The following is an 18,330-nucleotide window of genomic DNA, read 5'->3' on the forward strand; positions in this document are numbered from 1 at the left end:
ACGAGAAAATAGTAGAACAGGAAAAACTTTACATGATCTTTACTTAGATTTAACACGCCCTTTTCATTCATTTGATATATTAAAGATGTTCCAAATTGAGCAATGCTGCAAAGATTGCTTTCTCACAAAATGATAGCCCCTTTTTCTTTTGGCCGGTGATGTCCTATCATCGGCTCTTTTTCTATTATAATCAGAGTGCCTAATATAATCGCATAGATTGTTATGATTTATAACGAATCAAGTGTCATTTTCTCAGGATAAAAAAGTTGAAACATATAGCTTATTAGAACGTATAGATGAGAGAGCAGAATGAAGGGCTCTTTTTATTTTTCCCTTTTACATAATAAAAAGAAGGAGATGAAACGTATGAACAAGAAACGCTGGATTGCACTTTTAGTGGCAGCTGGGTTATTTTTTGCTTCGATTGGCTTTCAATTTTTGTCCAGTATGCTTACGGCAGACTTTGAGAACATGTTCAGCATACCAGAAGAGGATGGGATGGCTGAGAAAGTAGTGGAACAAGGTTCTAATATGAATAAAATAGCTGTCCTACATGTAAATGGAGTGATTCAGGATACAACACCTAGTACATTAATCAATACGACTTCTTATAACCATAGTCGTTTCTTAAAAAAGCTTGAAAAAGCAGGAGAAGATGAGAGCGTTAAAGGCATCGTATTACAAGTGAACACCCCTGGAGGTGGTGTCGTAGAAAGTGCAGAAATCCATGACAAAATTGTAGAAATTAAAGAGGAATACGAAAAGCCCGTCTATGTGTCGATGGGGAACACAGCAGCTTCCGGCGGATATTATATCTCCGCTCCATCGGATAAAATTGTTGCCCATAAAGCGACATTAACAGGATCAATCGGCGTAATCATGGAAAGTATTAATTTATCAGAATTAGCGGATCAGCTGGGAATTGATTTTAATACGATTAAAAGCGGTAAACATAAGGATATATTATCATCTTATCGTGATATGACAGATGAAGAACGCGAGATCCTGCAAACGATGATTGATGATATGTATGACGATTTCGTTCAAGTGATCGTCGATGGCAGAGGTTTAACTGAAGATCGAGTTCGTGAACTTGGTGATGGCAGAGTATATACCGGATCACAGGCGCAGGAAGCAGGTCTGGTTGATGAGATTGGAACGTTAGATGATACGATCGCAATGATGGAAGAAGATTACGAGTTAGGTAATGCACAGGTCATTGAATATAATCAGGGTATGCCTTTTAACCAATTGCTTGGCGGTACAGTTCAAAGCATGCTTGGTTCAGAGTCACAGTTATCAGGTATTACCGAGTTGCTACGTCAAGAAAATGCACCACGAGCTATGTACCTATATTCGAGATAAGGAGGTGTCGCTATGACTGAAAATCAAATAGAATATGCATCTGAAACAACCATTCATCATAGATATGCAGGTTTTTGGATGCGTTTATGGGCTTATCTGGTTGATTTAATTATTGTCTTCAGCATTAACGGCATCTTGCTTATTCCGTTTAAGTTTGTGGACAATGGTTTTGATCTGGAAATAGGTTTCTGGACGATTACAAGTATCATCAGCTCGATCGTTTTTTATCTGTACTTCCTATTGACGACAAAGTTTTTCAATCAAACGTTAGGCAAGGTGATATTTGGTTTGAGAGTGATTCGGGAAGACCATGGGCCACTGAGCTGGAGCGATCTGATCTTTCGTGAAGTAATTGGAAGATTTCTTCATCGTGTGTTTCCGATAACGATTTTGCTTTATGCCTTTGTCGCCTTTACCAATCAGAAACAAGGTATTCATGATATGATTGGCAACACGAGAGTTGTACTGGACAGATAGAAAAGTTAGATATTTATATAAAGTATGCCGAATATAACACGAGAAGCATTCAGTAAAATCCGTGTTATATTCGGATTTTTTATGCAACGGATTAGGTATATAAGATCTGAAAAGCCCAACGCGCCCGGTCCTAATTGACTTCATTAATGAACGACTTCCTATAATGTGGATTATGTCAACTAACAGCTTAGTGGTTATTTTGAAATATTATGTGTGGTATGATGCCGCTCCGGCCAACCACTCCGCGTTGATAACCTCCCTTTAGGGTAGACAGCTTAAATAAAAAAAATAAACTGTTAAAGGGAGGAAACAAATTGTGGGACGTCCATATTATTCAACAGAATTCAAATGGAAAGTGGTTCAAGAATATAAAAATGAAGGCCGTGTGTTGGAGAAGATGACGAAAAAATACGGTGTGCATCATTCTACCGTTAAGAAATGGGCCAAAATCGTAGAAAAAGAAGGAAAACAAGGTTTAAATAAACAAGGCGAGATTCAATATTATTCGAAGGAACGGAAACGTAAAGCCATCCGAGATTATTTATCTGGGAACTATTCAGTTCGAGAAGTGACAGAAATGCATGATATATCAGATGCATCGGTTTTAAGGAATTGGTTGAAAAAGTATAATCGGTATAGGGAGAGACAAGCACGTGCTGAAGAAAGGGGATTCTCTATGACGGTTAAAAGACGACCAACAGCGATGACAGAACGCATTGAAATCGTGAAATTTGCGTTATATCATGATAAGGATTACCAATACACCGCTGACATGTATGGTGTTTCTTATCAACAGGTATATCAATGGATACGGAAATTTGAAGCTAAAGGCTGGGATGGACTTCAGGATCGACGTGGAAAACCAAAATCATGGGCTGATTTAACGAAAGAGGAGAAACTAAAGCGTGAAAATCGAGAAAAAGATAAGGAAAATGAAAGATTGCGTGCAGAGGTGGCTTTCTTAAAAAAGTGGGACGAGCTAGGAGAGGAGGTGGTCACGACGATAACTAGAGTACGTCATGAGCATCTCTATCAGGTGATTCAACAACTACAAAAAGAAACGGCCTTTTCGATTTGTCTATTGTGTGAGGTGGCAGGGGTTAATCGTGGTGCCTATCACAGGTGGCTAATCCGAGAAGATACAGAGGAAGATCAGTTTAATCGAGAATTGTTACAAGAGATACGTAAGTTGTACGATGAATGGGATCAAGCAATTGGTTATCTGCGAATGACTAGCGAGTTAAAAAGAAAATTTGAGCATCCGATCAATCACAAGCGTATCTATCGATTAATGGATATTGAAGGGATAAAAGCAGTTATACGACGAAAAACCAGATCCTATATACCATCAAGACCTGAGCACACAGCAGCGAATATCTTAAATCGCGAGTTTCACGCAGATAAGCCGAATGAGAAATGGTTAACAGATGTGACAGAATTTAAGTACGGAAAAGGGAACAAAGCTTATTTAAGCGCCATATTAGATTTAAACGAAAACCGAATTGTGGCATTTAAGATAAGAAGAGCGAATAACAATGAATTGGTATTTGATACGTTGATTGAGGCTTTAAACGAGTTATCAGACGGCGAGCACCCTCTCATTCACACGGATCGAGGCGTACAATATACCTCGTATGGATTTAAACGAATCGTGGAGAATGCAGGACTACAACATAGTATGTCGCGTCCAGGGAAATGTATTGATAATGGACCGATGGAGGGCTTTTGGAGTTCATTAAAATGCGAAAAATATTATCTACATCAACAAGAATATCAAACCTTTTCTCAATTAGTACAAGCCATTATGGAGTATATTCACTTTTACAATTATGAACGTTTACAACTAACATTAAATGGTTATACCCCGATGGAATGTTTTGAAAATACAGTAGCTTAGTCTTTTATTATTTTAGTTGTTTACTTGACAGGGGGAGGTCCACGTCCTGCGGGGCACGGCTGAAGCTAACTTTGTGAAGAAGACCGCTTCTCAAAGTGGATCTTCAGCGCCTGCACAATCCCGCGGGAGTCTCCGTGGTTGGCCTCCGCTAAGATGTGGACTCTACAACTTTTGTAAGAGATAGAATAGTGATCGTATGCATATATAATTGCTATTGAAAAATGTCTAGAACCACTGCTTTTTGCTGTTTCATCCGTTGTAGCACTTCCCTAAAGCGTAGGAAATAGGCGGAGACTCCCGTATAATCAGCGCGAGCTGAAGATCCATTTATCTGTGCCTGTGTCTGCCAGTGTTACTTCGAGGTGAGCTTCCTCGGCACAAGGCAGCAAAGCAAAGATGCTGTTCAAGTAGTATCCTAGCTGAAGCCGTGCTTACAGGACGCGGAGCCTATTTCCGGAGCTTTGCAACGTATGTATATGGTAACTTAAAAGTGAGCCACTATAGCAATTGAAAACTGAGCCACTTTGATAGAAAATAACCCTAATGACATATTAGGGGGAAGCATCAGGAGTGATTATGTTGAGCGAGAAACAGACCATCATACAATTATATTTGGAGGGAATGAGTGAGAGAAAGATTGCTAAGGAAACAAAGAAGGCAAGGAATACTGTCAGTAAGTATATAAAAGAATTTGAGAAAAGTAGGAAGAATGATGTTCGTAATCTACCGATTACAGAAGATATTGTAAAGCCCCCTGCTTATAAAAAGAGAACGGGTAAAAAGAGAGTATTAACAGAGGAAATTAAAAATATTCTTAGAGGCTACATAAAGGATAATGAGTGGAAAAGAAATCACTATATGAATAAACAGCAAATGAAAATAATAGATATGCACGAGAGCCTAATAGATGCTGGGTATCCCATTAGTTATACAACTGTTAGGAACTTTGTTAATGAGGAAGCAGCAAAAACAAAGGAAGTTTTCATCAGACGGTATTGTGAACCAGGATATGAAGTTGAATTTGACTGGGGGGAAGTAAAGCTAGAGATAGATGGGAAGATTAGAAGTTTTTCACTTGCAGTGTTTACGTTAGCACATAGTAATTATCGATTTGCGAGGCTATATCAATCTGAGTCACAAGTTTGCGTGTTAGATGTTCATACGAAATTTATCGATCATGTTGGTTTTATACCTTCGGTATTTACCTATGACAATATGCGAACCGTTGTGAAATCATTTATTGGAACAGAGAGGGCCATTACGGATAGCATGATTCATCTATCTAACTATTATCAATTTAAAATTCGTCTCTGTGAACCAAGAAAAGGTAACCAGAAGGGACACGTGGAGCGAAGTGTAGAGTTTATAAGGCGAAAAGCCTTTTCATCGAAATACTCTTTTACGAGTTTAAGAGAGGCTGAAGACCATCTTTCTAGATCATTACAAAGAATAAATGGGCGACATCATCATGAACATAAAGAAAAGCACGTGATTTTAATGGAAAAGGAAAAGTCTGTATCAAAACTCGCAGTGATTACCCCATTTGACGTTGCTGATCTGGTTGAATGTCGAGTGGATAAGTATAGTACAGTAGTTATTAAACAAAATCATTATTCTGTTCCAGAAGGACATGTAGGAAAATACCTTAAAGCAAAGGTAGGAGCAGAGGAAATCAAATTATTTGTAGAAGGAGAGCTAGTGGCAGAACATCCACGAAATTGGGGGTTACATCAATGGGAGATGAATATCTACCATTATTTAAAAACATTTCAAAAGAAAAAAGGTGCCATCACTCAAAGTCAAAGCTTTAAGCAGGCACCAACACAAATAAAAAATATATACAACCATCATTATATCGGAAAAGAAAAAGAATTCATAGAGTTACTCCTCTATATTAAAGAAAATAACAACTTAGACAGGGTCTTAAAGGCGGTGGAAGAATTAAATTCTATACGAACAGGATATGTAAATACGGAAAGAATTTTATTCATTTGTGAACAATCTACTCCTGAAGGAGTCCAAGTATATAACCCTGATGAAACGATGTATCAATCAGAAAACAATATGAGAGCCTATGCCAATATGTTTAAGCAAATAGATGAAGGAGTAACTAAATATGGATAAAAAGCAGCAAATTGTAGAGATATGTAAAGAATTACGTTTACCAAGCATTCGGAAAATGGTACAGGAGGAAACAGATTTTCAAAATCCAAAACAAGCCTATGAAGTTTTATTGCAAGTTCTTTTACAGGAGAAAAGTGATCGGTTAGTACGCGCAAAGCAAAACAGAATCCGTGCAGCTAATTTCCCGCAGAAAAAGCTATTAGAAGAATTAATCGTAGAGGCATTGCCAAGTCAAGCAAAACAAAAATTACCGTTTCTAAAAACTTTGGATTTTATTACGGAAGGACAAAATGTCATTCTTACAGGATCACCAGGTACAGGTAAGTCACATATTGCCATAGGATTAGGTATGGAAGCATGCTTAGCTGGATATAGAGTGTTTTTTGCGACGGTACCCTCGTTAATTAACCAGCTTAAGGAACATCGTTCGGAGAGAACACTGCGATCATTTGAATTGAAATTTGAAAAATATGATTTGGTTGTTCTCGATGAATTAGGTTATATCTCATTTGACAAAGAAGGTGCAGAATTATTATTTTCTCACCTATCGTTAAGAGCAGGAAGGAAATCAACCATTATTACAAGCAACCTGTCATTTCTAAAATGGCAGGAGATTTTCCACGATCCAGTACTTACTGCCGCATTAACAGACCGTTTAACACACAAATCACATGTGTTAAACATGAATGGGCCTTCTTTCAGAATGAAAGAAACGGAGGATTGGCTAAAAACAAGTGCTGAGGAAGTGGCTCAAATTTAAATTGCGATTTGGCTCACTTTTCACTTGCGAAATACACAACGTAGATAAAATATTTCAAAATGACCGTTTTCCATACAGCCTTAGTTGACATAATCCATATTATAGTTACCTATCTCCTATTCAGCATGATTACTTCTACGACTGTACTTATATACTTTCTTTGCTTAAAATAAATAACAAACACCTGGGAAACACCATCATTTGTCTTCTTTCTTTTTAAACACTACAAATCTTGTTACGCTGCTTACCACTTTTGGTTCCTTTCTCGATAAACGATACAAATCTCGCACTGCTCCTCACCACTTTTGGTTCCTTTCTAAATAAACGATACAAATCTCGCACTACCTCACACCACTTTTGATCCCTTTCTCGATAAACGATACAAATCTCGCACTACCTCTCACTACTTTTGGTCCCTTTCTCAATAAACGGTACAAATCTCGCACTACCTCTCACTACTTTTGGCTCCTTTCTTATCTCGCTACTGAGAGGAATTATCTATTTTTCATTCTTATCAGCAAGTACCGTAGTTTTTCCTATACTTGCTACATTCAAGACTTTCATTACATCGCGCTTCTTTATCGCTAAAATTTTCCTGCCACAGAACAAAGGCGCAAGCGCCCGTTTAGAGACGTAGCGAGTGGAGCGAATCAACTGAGATAAAGGAATCACGGTGAACTTGCGAATCGATGATGACTTATCGTAGGGCGATTTCGCGAAGTCGCCTAGTCTCTGGGCGCTGGAGCCGGACGTGGCCGATTCTGTCAGCGAAACATCATATAGCCTAAAATTTATACTTTCCTGACACATAAAAAAATACAACAGGGAAACTTCCCTCCTGTTGTATTATAAAATCGTGATGCGGTTTTTGGCTGGTGTTCTTGGTACTGGTGTTTGGGATTTGGATGGGTAACCGACATGAATTTGTCCTACCACACGTTCATTGTCCTGCAAACCGATTAATGCTGCTGTCTCCTCACAGAATGCCAATTTACCAGACTTCCAAAATACGCTTAAGCCCTGCTCCCAGGCTAATAGACTGAAGTTTTGCAGTAAACAGCTTGAGGATGCATAGTCTTCTTCTTGAAGTTTTTCCTGTTTGTGTAATGTATTAATGACAAAGAAAATAAAAGGTACATTCATCACCTTTTGATATGCATTATCACCTATCACTTTCAGATCTTCTTCTGAAGCATTATGGCTTTTTGCTTTTGCCACTTCCCGATTAATTTCGGCTAATTTTTGTTTTGTTTCCTCTTGCAGAAATACAAAACGCCAAGGTTCTGTCATTTTATGATTGGGTACCCAAACAGCCGTCTCCAACATTTCTTCTATTTGTTCTATCGACACTTCCTTATCTAAATACGAGCCGATTGAGCGGCGTTCTTTAATTAACTGTTGTAAACTCATGAAGGCTCTCCCCTCTGTTAATGATAATCATTTTCAACTATTTTAATCTTATCACAGCTGTGTATACTGTCAAGCAAACTAAATTTTCTGAAACTTTTTCCAAAAAATACTTGTAATTGAATTGTTTTTAATGTAATATACTTACAAAAGTTACTAACAATTACATACTTTCTTATCCAGAGAGGTGGAGGGACTGGCCTGACGATACCTCAGCAACCGTCATATTAATGACAAGGTGCTAATTCCAGCAAGCGCAAAGCTTGAAGATGAGAGACATTTACCAATCTATCTCCGTCTTTAAGTAGACGGGGATTTTTTATTTTGCAGAAAAGAGGTGATTCTCCTTGCCAGACATTCTTACTAGTTTAAGAGATCGTTTGGTTGTGGCAGATGGCGCGATCGGCACCCTGCTCTATGCTCATGGTGTTGATCGATGCTTTGAATCGTACAACTTAAGTCATCCAGATGACATCTTACGTGTGCATCAATCCTATCTTGATGCCGGTTCCGAAGTGATTCAAACCAATACGTATGGTGCCAATTATATTAAACTGACACGCTTCGGATTGGAAGATCGTGTCCATCATATTAATTCCAAAGCGGTCAAAATCGCCAAAAGTGCAGCAGGCGATAAGGCGGCCGTACTCGGTACAATGGGTGGTATACGAGGTGTACAAAAGTTAGTAGCTTCGCGGAAAGAAATTGTCCGCAGTTTCAAGGAACAGCTCTTCACCCTTTTACTCGAAGGTGTTGATGGGATTCTACTTGAAACCTATTATGACTTCGAAGAGATCCAGGAAGCATTACAAATTGCCCGTGCAGAGACGAATATACCAATCATTACTAACGTCTCCATGCATGAACCGGGCGTTTTGGAAAATGGTATCAGCCTTCCCTATGCATTAGCTAAATTGGAAGATTCAGGGGCTGATGTCGTTGGTGTCAATTGTCACCTTGGGCCATATTACATGCTTAAAGCATTGGAATCTGTGCCTTTATTAGAAAAAGCATACCTGGCTGCTTATCCGAATGCCAGCCTGCCCGCCTATGAAAACGGGAAATTGGTGTATAGCGAACGCACCCAATATTTTGAACAGTGTGCCAAAGACTTCCGTGATCAAGGTGTCCGGTTACTCGGTGGCTGTTGTGGTACGACACCTGAGCATATCCGTGCTTTTAAAGATGGTGTTAAAGATTTAACACCATTAAAAGAAAAAGAAGTCAAAACCATTACGTTCACACCTGAACAACAAGCAACACCGCCACAACATGCTACTTTGGCCGATAAAGCCAGGCAGGATCATACAGTAATAGTCGAACTGGACGCACCAAAACATTTAGATACGAATGACTTCATCGAAGGTGTCTTTGCCTTGGAAAAAGCCGGTGTGGATGCCATTACATTAGCAGACAATTCGTTAGCTACACCAAGAATCAGTAATGTCGCCATGGCAGTCAAAATGAAAGAGCTTGGATGTAAGGTAAAACCGCTGATTCATTTAACTTGCCGCGATCGCAATTTAATTGGATTGCAATCACACTTATTAGGCATGCACACATTAGGATTCGATGAAATTCTTGCCATCACTGGCGATCCGACACGCATTGGCGGGTTCCCAGGCGCGTCCTCTGTATTTGATGTAACGTCTTTTGAATTAACCAGATTGATCAAACAATGTAATCAAGGATTATCTTTCTCTGGCAGCTCATTGAAAACCAAAACCAATTTTCAAGTGGCAGCAGCTTTTAATCCGAACGTTGCCAACCTTGAAAAAGCAGTAAAACGGATGGAGAAAAAAATCAAGCATGGCGCTGATTATTTTCTCACTCAACCGATTTTTAATCATGAACAAATCATTCAATTACACCGGTTAACGAAACACATTGACAAACCGATATTTATTGGCATCATGCCACTCACCTCTCATCGCAACGCAGAATTTCTACATAATGAAGTACCAGGCATGAAGCTGTCAGACGAAGTTCGATCACGCATGCAGCAGCATCAGAACAAAGAGGACAGCCGCAGAGAAGGAATCAATATTGCGAAAGAATTAATTGATACAGCCGTTCAATACTTTCACGGCATCTATATTATTACACCATTTATGCACTATCCGGCGACAGCCGAATTAACAGAATATGTACACCAGCAAACCAAAGCTGTAACGAAAATATAAATCGAAAAGGAGTTTTTTTAATGACTACTATTTTAAGCGCAAATCTAGGGTATCCACGTATTGGAGAAAAAAGAGAATGGAAAAAAGCAATTGAGGCTTTCTGGAAAGGTGATATTAACGAGGCATCCTTATTAAATCAGACGAAACAATTACGTTTAAAAGCGCTAAAGAAGCAGAAGGAACAAGGTATCGATGTAATCCCAGTAGCCGATTTTTCTTTCTATGACCACGTTTTAGATACGGCGGTTGCGTTCAATATTATTCCAAAAAGATTCCAGCACCATGATCCATCCGCTTTGTCTACTTATTTCGCTATTGCGCGTGGTGAGAAAGATGCTGTTGCTGCTGAGATGACTAAATGGTTTAACACAAATTATCACTACATCGTACCTGAACTGAAGGATACCGAACCAAAATTAATCGAAAACCGCGCGCTTCACTATTATCAAGAAGCGAAGCAAGAATTAGATATTGATGGAAAACCAGTTATCGTTGGCCCTGTTACATTTGTTAAATTAGCGAAAGGTTACCAGGAAGATGAATTAGAAAGCTGGGTAAACAAATTATTACCTCTATATGAGCAAGTACTTCAGGAATTAGCAGATGCTGGCGCTACTTGGGTACAAGTCGATGAGCCCGTATTAGGTACAAATCTTTCTGAAAAAGAAATAGAAATCGTCGAAAATGTTTATCAAACGATTGCCCAGAATGTCAACGGTATTCAAATCATCCTGCAAACATACTTTGAAACAGTTCAGCATTACGAGCGTGTCATCCAGCTCCCAGTAAGCGGGATTGGCTTAGATTTTGTCCATGGTGATAATTTATCCCTTATTCAAAAATTCGGCTTCCCGACTGATAAAGTTCTAGGCGCAGGTATTATTAACGGACGTAACGTCTGGCGAGCGGATTTAGAGGAAAAATATCAACTGCTTGAAGAAGTTAAACAGGCAGCAGCGGTTGATACACTCATTGTTCAGCCTTCTTCTTCCCTATTACATGTACCTGTTACCAAGCAGTTGGAAGAGAAACTGGATGATGTAGTCAAAGGCGGATTAAGCTTTGCCGATGAAAAATTGACAGAGCTCCATACATTGACCACTGCGCTTCGTGATGGAAAAGAAACTGTCAAAGAAGCATTTCTTGCTAGTACAGAAGCCATTGATGCGTTAAACCAATCGGAATACCGCAACCAAACGCCTGAAGCTGCTAGACAGGATGCGAAACGGGATTTACCTTTTGCCGAAAGAAAAAAACGTCAGCAGGAAAAGCTCAATCTGCCTTTATTACCGACAACAACAATCGGAAGTTTGCCACAAACAGCTGAAGTAAAACGTACCAGAACGAAATGGCGCAAAGCGGAAATAACGAACGAGCAGTATGTACAATTTGTAGAATCAGAAACAAAGAAATGGATTCAGATTCAAGAGGATTTAGATCTGGATGTGCTTGTCCACGGTGAATTCGAGCGTACCGATATGGTCGAATACTTCGGTGAGAAGCTGAAAGGGTTTGCCGTTACAGAATTTGGCTGGGTTCAATCCTATGGCTCCCGTTGTGTAAAGCCACCACTACTTGCTGGTAATGTTGAATGGGAAAAACCGATTACGGTAAAAGAAATCGAATATGCCCAATCTTTAACAGACAAACCGGTAAAAGGGATGCTGACAGGTCCTGTTACAATCTTAAACTGGTCCTTTGTTCATGAAGGTCTGCCTCGTTTCAATGTACAGGATCAAATTGCTTTAGCACTTGAGAAAGAAGTATTGGCACTTGAAAAAGCGGGTGTTGGTATTATTCAGGTTGATGAACCTGCATTGCGCGAGGGCTTACCACTTGATCGTTTGAAATGGCCAGCTTATTTCGATGCTGCAGTAAATGCCTTCTTACTGGCAACATCGACGGTGAAACCAGAAACACAAATTCATACACACATGTGCTATTCTGAATTCGGAGAAATCTATGAAGCTATCGATGGTTTAGATGCTGATGTGATTTCGATCGAAACTTCTCGAAGCCATGGTGAAATGGTAGAAACATTTGAAACAAATGATTACAAGAAAGATATCGGACTCGGTGTTTATGATATCCACAGCCCTCGTGTACCAACATTGGATGAGTTAGAGGCAAACATCAAACGCGCACTGGAAACGATTGATGTAGAGCAATTCTGGATTAACCCGGACTGCGGTCTCAAAACCAGACAAGAGCCAGAAACAATCGCTGCTTTAGAAAAAATGGTAGAAGCTGCGAAACTGGCAAGAAAAGAATATGCTGCGATTAAGCAGAATTAATTAGCTTGTAACGAACATCGACATTCCATCAGTGGGATGTCGATGTTTTGCTTCTTACAGTTGAAGAATAAACTGTCCCTCATTCATAATGGACTTCTCTTTTCATCTTGCTGCATGGTAGGATTCCACCATTTATAAAACTTCCCATAATATGAATTGTGTCAACTAGTCATCGCTAGCCAAGCAGCCATATTGAGATATTTAATGTGCTGGGATACCGCTCCGTCCAACCACTCCGCGTCCTGCGGGGCACGGCTGGAGCTAACTTTGTGAAGAAGAACGCTTCACAAAGTGGATCTCCAGCACCTGCACAATCCCGCGGGAGTCTCCGTGGTTGGCCTCCGCTGATGTATAGCTCCACAATTTATGCGACAGCTAGGATATGGCAAGATTACACCTTAATTGATGAAATACATTGCCTAGAACCACTGCTTTTAGCTGTTCCATGCGTTGTAGCACTTCCCCTAAGCGTAGGAAATAGGCGGAGACTCCCGTGGAATCAGCGCGAGCTGAAGATCCACTTATGAAAGAAAATTCTTTTCTTTCATAAGTTAGCTGAAGCCGTGCCCACAGGACGCGGAGCCTATTTCTGGAGCTTTGCAACGCAGATAAAATATTTCAAAATGACCGTTTTGCCATATAGCCTTAGTTGACATAATCCATATTATAGGAACCTATCTTCCTGTTCAGCATGATTACTTCCACGACTGGACGGCATCAACTGAGATAAAGGAATCACGGTGAGCAAGTGATGTAGCTGATGACTTTCGCCCAAGGGCATAAGGGCGACTAGGCCTCTGGTTATCACCAATTGGCAAATCTTCTTTATCGTAGGGCGATGCAGGAAGTCACTTAGTTTCAGGGCGCTGTAGCTGGACATGGCCGTTCATGTTAAAAAGCGATACGACAACTTATCATTTTCTTTCTTACCTCAGCACAAAAAGCTGCATCCGGCGATTGGATGCAGCTTTTGTGCTTATGATTGTTTAATTCGTTGGCGAATCATTATTAGCAAGCCTAATGCCAACACGATTAATCCTGCCAGCATGTAATGAAAGATTGATGTTGCCGTTTCTGGTAATGTGTTACTTGCATTTGAATCTGTTGAAGCATCCTTATCATCGGTATCTTGATCATTGTTGTCATTGCCCCCATCGGTGTCAGTATTATCACCGGGTTCTTCCGGGTCTACTGGATCTTCGGGGTTCACTGGTTGTTCAGGATCTAAGTCATCTCCCCCATCCGAAGAAGTTTCCAGCATCACGGTGAAGGTGGAGAAATGGTTGGTTGTTGCTGTTACCATGCCATTTTCATAAGAACCACCGATTACTTCCCATTCACCTGTTTCTTCATTTAAATAAAAGATTTTCATCAGATCCACATCAGTTACATCTTCTTCATCTACTTTAAACGTCATTGTTACCCTGCCATGATCCGAAAAGTCATCGATTATTTTATCACCTTCGATAATCGTGAAATCATATACGCTACTTAAGGCACCTTCGACCTCTTCCAGCTTTTCTATTTTGATGGTAACACTCTCCTCACCACTGAACAGGCTAAGTGGGAAAACGAGCGTAACATCATTTTTCTCGATCATTATTTCCGCTTGCTTCTCTTTCAGTTTAACTATTTGCTCTTTTGTAAGTGAAACTTCCAGAGATTTGCTTTCGTCTATATGCTCGTTGTCACGCAAGTTAATAACAATCGTTCCATGATCCGGTACTTTATCAATGTCTTCCTCTTTAACCGTAACCGTATTCTCCTTTACTTCTGGAACTGTTACTACCGGCACTGTCGAAATACGGCCTTCTGGTCCATACATTAACGGATTTTCCTCAGTCGTTTCTAAGGAGACAATATAATTCTCCAGTGCTTCGACATCAACAAGTCCATCTTCTCGTTCAGAATCAATCGATGCAAACACACCACGTTCTGCAAGATAATTATTCGTCGTCAATGTATAGACTTGATCTGCTTGTACGGCCTCACCATTTGGCAGTGTAATCGATACTACTTTTTGCTCGGCGTGATCATATTGATAATGGAAGCCTGCTACACTGTAGTCAGATCCATCTTCAGAGAGCTGGTTATTTAAAATTGCTTCTAACTCTGCCCCTGTTACCTCCATTTTCACTAATGTATTACCATGCTTCAAGATTTTCTCTAATGACTCAGCAGTAATGTCTCCTTTAAGTAGAGTAGAGCTGATTCCACCACCATTAGTTACAGCAAAGTCACTGTCCATCTCTGCCTTCATACTATCGGTAATCAGATTCCCTAAGCCATGATCCTTTCCATTGGTGTAAGCCCCCATTAAATCCTCTGCATTATAACCAATCACTTCGCCTTCTGTGTCCATATCCGGGATCTCGTCCGTTTGAGCAATTCGGCCTTCTGGTCCAATCTCTAACGGATTCGTTTCAGTCGTATCTAAATACTTCAAATAATCTACCGCTGCATCAACATCAACAGGTCCCATTTGTACATTGGTACCCAAATTTTTAATTGGTCCATCTTGTGTGCCGATATAATTGTTTGTAGCCAGTGTATAGGTTGCTTCCGGATCAATCGGTGTACCGTCTGGTAGTGTAATATCGACTACATGCTGATAATCGTAATTGTACGTATAGTGTAAGCCCGAAACACTATAGTCAGAACCATAGCTTGATAAGTTGTTATTTAAGATCGGAATAAGATCCTTCCCTTTAATATCAACTGACATCAATGTATTGGCAAATGGTAAAATGTTAAACACTTCACCCCAAGTGATAGGACCAACATCCAAACTGTCACGAATACCGCCGCCATTATGCATGGCAAAATCAGCATCCATTGCCCATTTCATCCCATCTGCAATTAAATTTCCTAAACCATGGTCGCCATCATTTGTATATTGACCCGTCAATTCTTGCCCATTATAGCCGATTTCTTCATTAATAATGGTTTCCACTTCTGATTGATAATAATCCAGTATTTCTTTTACCGCCGGATCAGGCTGGTAGTCCGCTTGTTTTACAAAAACGACTTCTGCTTGCACATCTTTAATATCTTTTGACTCACGATCAATTTGAAGGTCAACATCGGCAAAAGCTTTTCCATATTCTGATGCCTGAATAATCCACTTATTATCGACCACTCCGTCCACAACCTGATGATTATGAGCAGCAAAGATAATATCCACCGCATCATTTACACCTTTTGCTAAGTCAGCTGCTGCACCCGAAGCAGATGCACCTGACTGTGTGGCAGACATGTGAGCTAATACAACAATCGATTCTACACCTTGTTCCTGCAGCTCTTCTACTGCATCATTAACAGCTGCTGTTTCATCAGTAAATGCTACATTCTCTAACGAGGACGGCATTACCATATTCATCGTTTCCTGTGTGTTCACCCCAACAAAACCAATTTCCACACCATCTACTTCTTTAATGACATATGGCGGAAGGAATGTCTCACCTGTATCTTCCTGAATACAGTTGGCACAAATCATATCAATATTCATACCTCCGTACCCTTCTGTACCTAGGCCTTCCGGATGGTCTCCCCCGTCAATCATACGATTAAGCTCAGCCAAGCCTTCATCATATTCATGATTTCCTAATGTACCAACATCAAAGCCCATTTCGTTCATGATCTCTACTGTCGGCTCATCCTGTAATAACGCAGATACTGGCGAGCTTCCACCGATCATATCACCGGCATGAACAAGTAACGTGTTTTCATTTTCTTGTTCGCGTTGTTTAATAGCGCTCGCCGTATAATCCATACGACCATAAACAGCATCATTGCCATCAAGATTCAGTGTGTATTCCTGATCGATTTTCCCATGAAGATCATTCATGCTTAAAAGTTGAACGTCTAACATTTCACTATCTGGATCCGTGTCTGGATCTGTACCTGGATCTTCACCAGCAGCTGTAAATCCTTGTGCCTCTGCTTCCTCAGCACTTGCAAAGAATATTCTCTTTTCAACTGGTACTTCTTCATATTCGGTAGGTTCTACATATTTCATCGTTTCCGAATTCCCTACATAACGATGGAAATCGCCACCCTCCGTGATGGCACGATATTCAAATGGAAGTTCTTTCAAAGGATTTTCCGGATCCCAAATACCTAGCTCACTATCGATTGCTGCTTTTACTGTATCCTGATATGTCTGGTATACCTGTTCATCACCGATCGGCCATATAAAATAAGTGGTCGCCAATCCTTCTTCGACCATTTGCAGATTGGTATTGATTCCATCTTTATTAATGACTTCCGCCAATAATCTACCATATTGATCTGTTGCTTCTTCTCCAATTTTCAAGGTAATTTGATCGCCTGGCTGCAGTAATTCTGACAAACGATCCTTCGCAGCTTGTGCGTGCTCTTTTTGATTTGCTTCATCAACACCATTAGCTCCAGCTACACTAAGTTCAGGCGTATCGATATTAATAAAACGAACCCGATCAGAGCCTAATACGCCTTCTTGTAAACGAATCGTGTCGCCATCTGTTACATAATCAACTGTCGCGGTATATTCACCACTGGCATCAGGTCCTTCAGGCTGCTCATCAGCCAGTTGGACATCTGCTGCTTTTCGCGGAAGTAATTGATAGCTGTTATACTGGCTTAATACCGCCGTAATGTCATACCATTTACCTTCTTGCAATGTAGCGGGATCGATCGTTCCTTCCATTACACGTAAGGTCGTACTATTTAATTCACTATCTGTTAAAGATATGTTATATCCGCCACCAGCTGGGCTGACCGGAATCGAGTCCATATATCCTGTAAGCTGAACGAGCTGACCTTCTAACGGTTCTGCCACTTCTGCATTATTTAATTCCGCAATAGTAACGGCTGCCGGAGATGGCAAACTTTCTCCTTTAGCATGAACCACGATCGCCTCATGGGAAGCAGGAACGATCTCTTTCAAGCCATTATATTCATCCAATTCACCTGTAACCTTAATGCGATCTCCTTCTGTTAATTCAGTATAGCCTGCTCCATCCAAGCTGAATAAATTAATACCGGCTGACTGATCTTGTATGTAATAGGATAATTGCGTACCACTAGGATCAGCTAAATTCCCAGAAGTAACGACACCTTCAATGGTTACCTCATTCCCATTTGCTTGTTGACGTGCATCTGCGATAGCAATTACTTCACCAGCTTCTGTTGGATCTCCTTCTGAAGAATCATCTCCTTCTCCATAGCTGCCGAGATAAGTCAACGTATCTTGCGGATATTCCATCCATTCTGATGCATCGAAGCTTAAGTTCCCAGACAACACAGAAACATTACGTACTAAGGTGACATCTTTTGCATATTCTGTATCGTTGCCAATCTCACCAATTACATCGATTTGTTCATTGTTCTTCTTCAGGATAACGGCATCATTGCCATTAAAATTACTAATATTATGCAAAAGGTCTGCTACCGCTTTGATCTCAGCTGAAGCACTACTGTTAGCAATCACATAAACATCACCATCACTTAACGTTCCGGATAATTGTAATGTGGATTGAACAGAGGTATTCCCGTTTGAATACAGTTCCAAAGCATACGAAGATAGATCGACCTCACTCCCTGTTCCATTGTATATTTCCAATGCTTTATTATTGCTGCTACCTTCCACATACTCTGAAAAAAGTAAATCATCTGCATCATTCCCTGCTGCATCCAGTTGTACGACTGGAACAAATGCGCTAGTCAATTGTGTAAAGAAAACTAAACATGCCAGAAACAAACTTGTGACCTTCCATTTTGACCGTGTTTTCATTTCTTGCCCTCCTTTAATTTTTACTACATAAGTAAGTGTAGCAGTCGAAA

9 protein-coding genes and 1 riboswitch are annotated in these 18,330 nt (G+C 40.2%); of the genes, 7 read left to right on the forward strand and 2 right to left on the reverse strand.

From position 1 onward, the window contains the following. The first annotated feature begins 366 nt into the window (after window positions 1-366). The 5 genes from sppA (at window position 367) to istB (ending at window position 6,623) form a co-directional block, all read left to right on the forward strand. A complete protein-coding gene (gene sppA, locus MUN87_RS10175) occupies window positions 367-1,365 on the forward strand; it encodes a signal peptide peptidase SppA (protein ID WP_244747659.1) in 999 nt (332 codons plus the stop codon). Window positions 1,366-1,377: 12 nt separating this feature from the next. Then, entirely contained in the window at window positions 1,378-1,842 is a 465-nt protein-coding gene (locus tag MUN87_RS10180) for an RDD family protein (protein ID WP_244747660.1), read from the forward strand. A gap of 316 nt (window positions 1,843-2,158) precedes the next feature. Then, window positions 2,159-3,739, forward strand: a complete 1,581-nt coding sequence (locus MUN87_RS10185; protein ID WP_244744742.1) for an IS3 family transposase — start codon at window positions 2,159-2,161, stop codon at window positions 3,737-3,739. A 579-nt stretch (window positions 3,740-4,318) separates the two neighbouring features. After that, the gene (gene istA / locus MUN87_RS10190; protein WP_439649668.1) at window positions 4,319-5,863 is read left to right on the forward strand and encodes an IS21 family transposase; all 1,545 of its coding nucleotides are present in this window, start codon (window positions 4,319-4,321) and stop codon (window positions 5,861-5,863) included. Further along, window positions 5,856-6,623 carry an IS21-like element helper ATPase IstB gene (gene istB, locus MUN87_RS10195; protein ID WP_244742257.1) on the forward strand — a complete coding sequence of 256 codons (768 nt, stop codon included), beginning with the start codon at window positions 5,856-5,858 and terminating at the stop codon, window positions 6,621-6,623. Before istA ends, istB begins: the two co-directional genes overlap by 8 nt. Before the next feature lie 846 nt (window positions 6,624-7,469). Here istB and MUN87_RS10200 read toward each other — a convergent pair. Continuing rightward, window positions 7,470-8,033, reverse strand: coding sequence for a nitroreductase family protein (locus MUN87_RS10200; protein WP_244747661.1), 564 nt, complete (start codon window positions 8,031-8,033; stop codon window positions 7,470-7,472). 169 nt (window positions 8,034-8,202) lie between these two features. Next, window positions 8,203-8,306, forward strand: a riboswitch (SAM riboswitch). Window positions 8,307-8,377: 71 nt separating this feature from the next. On the opposite strand from MUN87_RS10200, the gene MUN87_RS10205 reads away from it, so the two are divergent. Continuing rightward, a complete protein-coding gene (locus MUN87_RS10205; RefSeq protein ID WP_244747662.1) occupies window positions 8,378-10,213 on the forward strand; it encodes a bifunctional homocysteine S-methyltransferase/methylenetetrahydrofolate reductase in 1,836 nt (611 codons plus the stop codon). 20 nt (window positions 10,214-10,233) lie between these two features. Beyond that, entirely contained in the window at window positions 10,234-12,507 is a 2,274-nt protein-coding gene (gene metE / locus MUN87_RS10210) for a 5-methyltetrahydropteroyltriglutamate--homocysteine S-methyltransferase (RefSeq protein WP_244747663.1), read from the forward strand. Between the two features lie 976 nt (window positions 12,508-13,483). Here the strand turns inward: metE and MUN87_RS10215 are convergent. After that, the gene (locus tag MUN87_RS10215) at window positions 13,484-18,280 is read right to left on the reverse strand and encodes a 5'-nucleotidase C-terminal domain-containing protein (RefSeq protein ID WP_244747664.1); all 4,797 of its coding nucleotides are present in this window, start codon (window positions 18,278-18,280) and stop codon (window positions 13,484-13,486) included. Window positions 18,281-18,330 lie beyond the last annotated feature (50 nt).

It is taken from the genome of Gracilibacillus salinarum, assembly GCF_022919575.1.
Lineage (GTDB): Bacteria > Bacillota > Bacilli > Bacillales > Amphibacillaceae > Gracilibacillus > Gracilibacillus salinarum.

Bases quoted from the DNA above. Each gene is read 5' to 3' on its own strand.
- MUN87_RS10180 (WP_244747660.1), top strand. From the start codon at position 1,378: ATGACTGAAAATCAAATAGAATATGCATCTGAAACAACCATTCATCAT.
- MUN87_RS10200 (WP_244747661.1), bottom strand. From the start codon at position 8,033: ATGAGTTTACAACAGTTAATTAAAGAACGCCGCTCAATCGGCTCGTAT.
- MUN87_RS10215 (WP_244747664.1), bottom strand. From the start codon at position 18,280: ATGAAAACACGGTCAAAATGGAAGGTCACAAGTTTGTTTCTGGCATGT.
- metE (WP_244747663.1), top strand. From the start codon at position 10,234: ATGACTACTATTTTAAGCGCAAATCTAGGGTATCCACGTATTGGAGAA.
- istB (WP_244742257.1), top strand. From the start codon at position 5,856: ATGGATAAAAAGCAGCAAATTGTAGAGATATGTAAAGAATTACGTTTA.
- sppA (WP_244747659.1), top strand. From the start codon at position 367: ATGAACAAGAAACGCTGGATTGCACTTTTAGTGGCAGCTGGGTTATTT.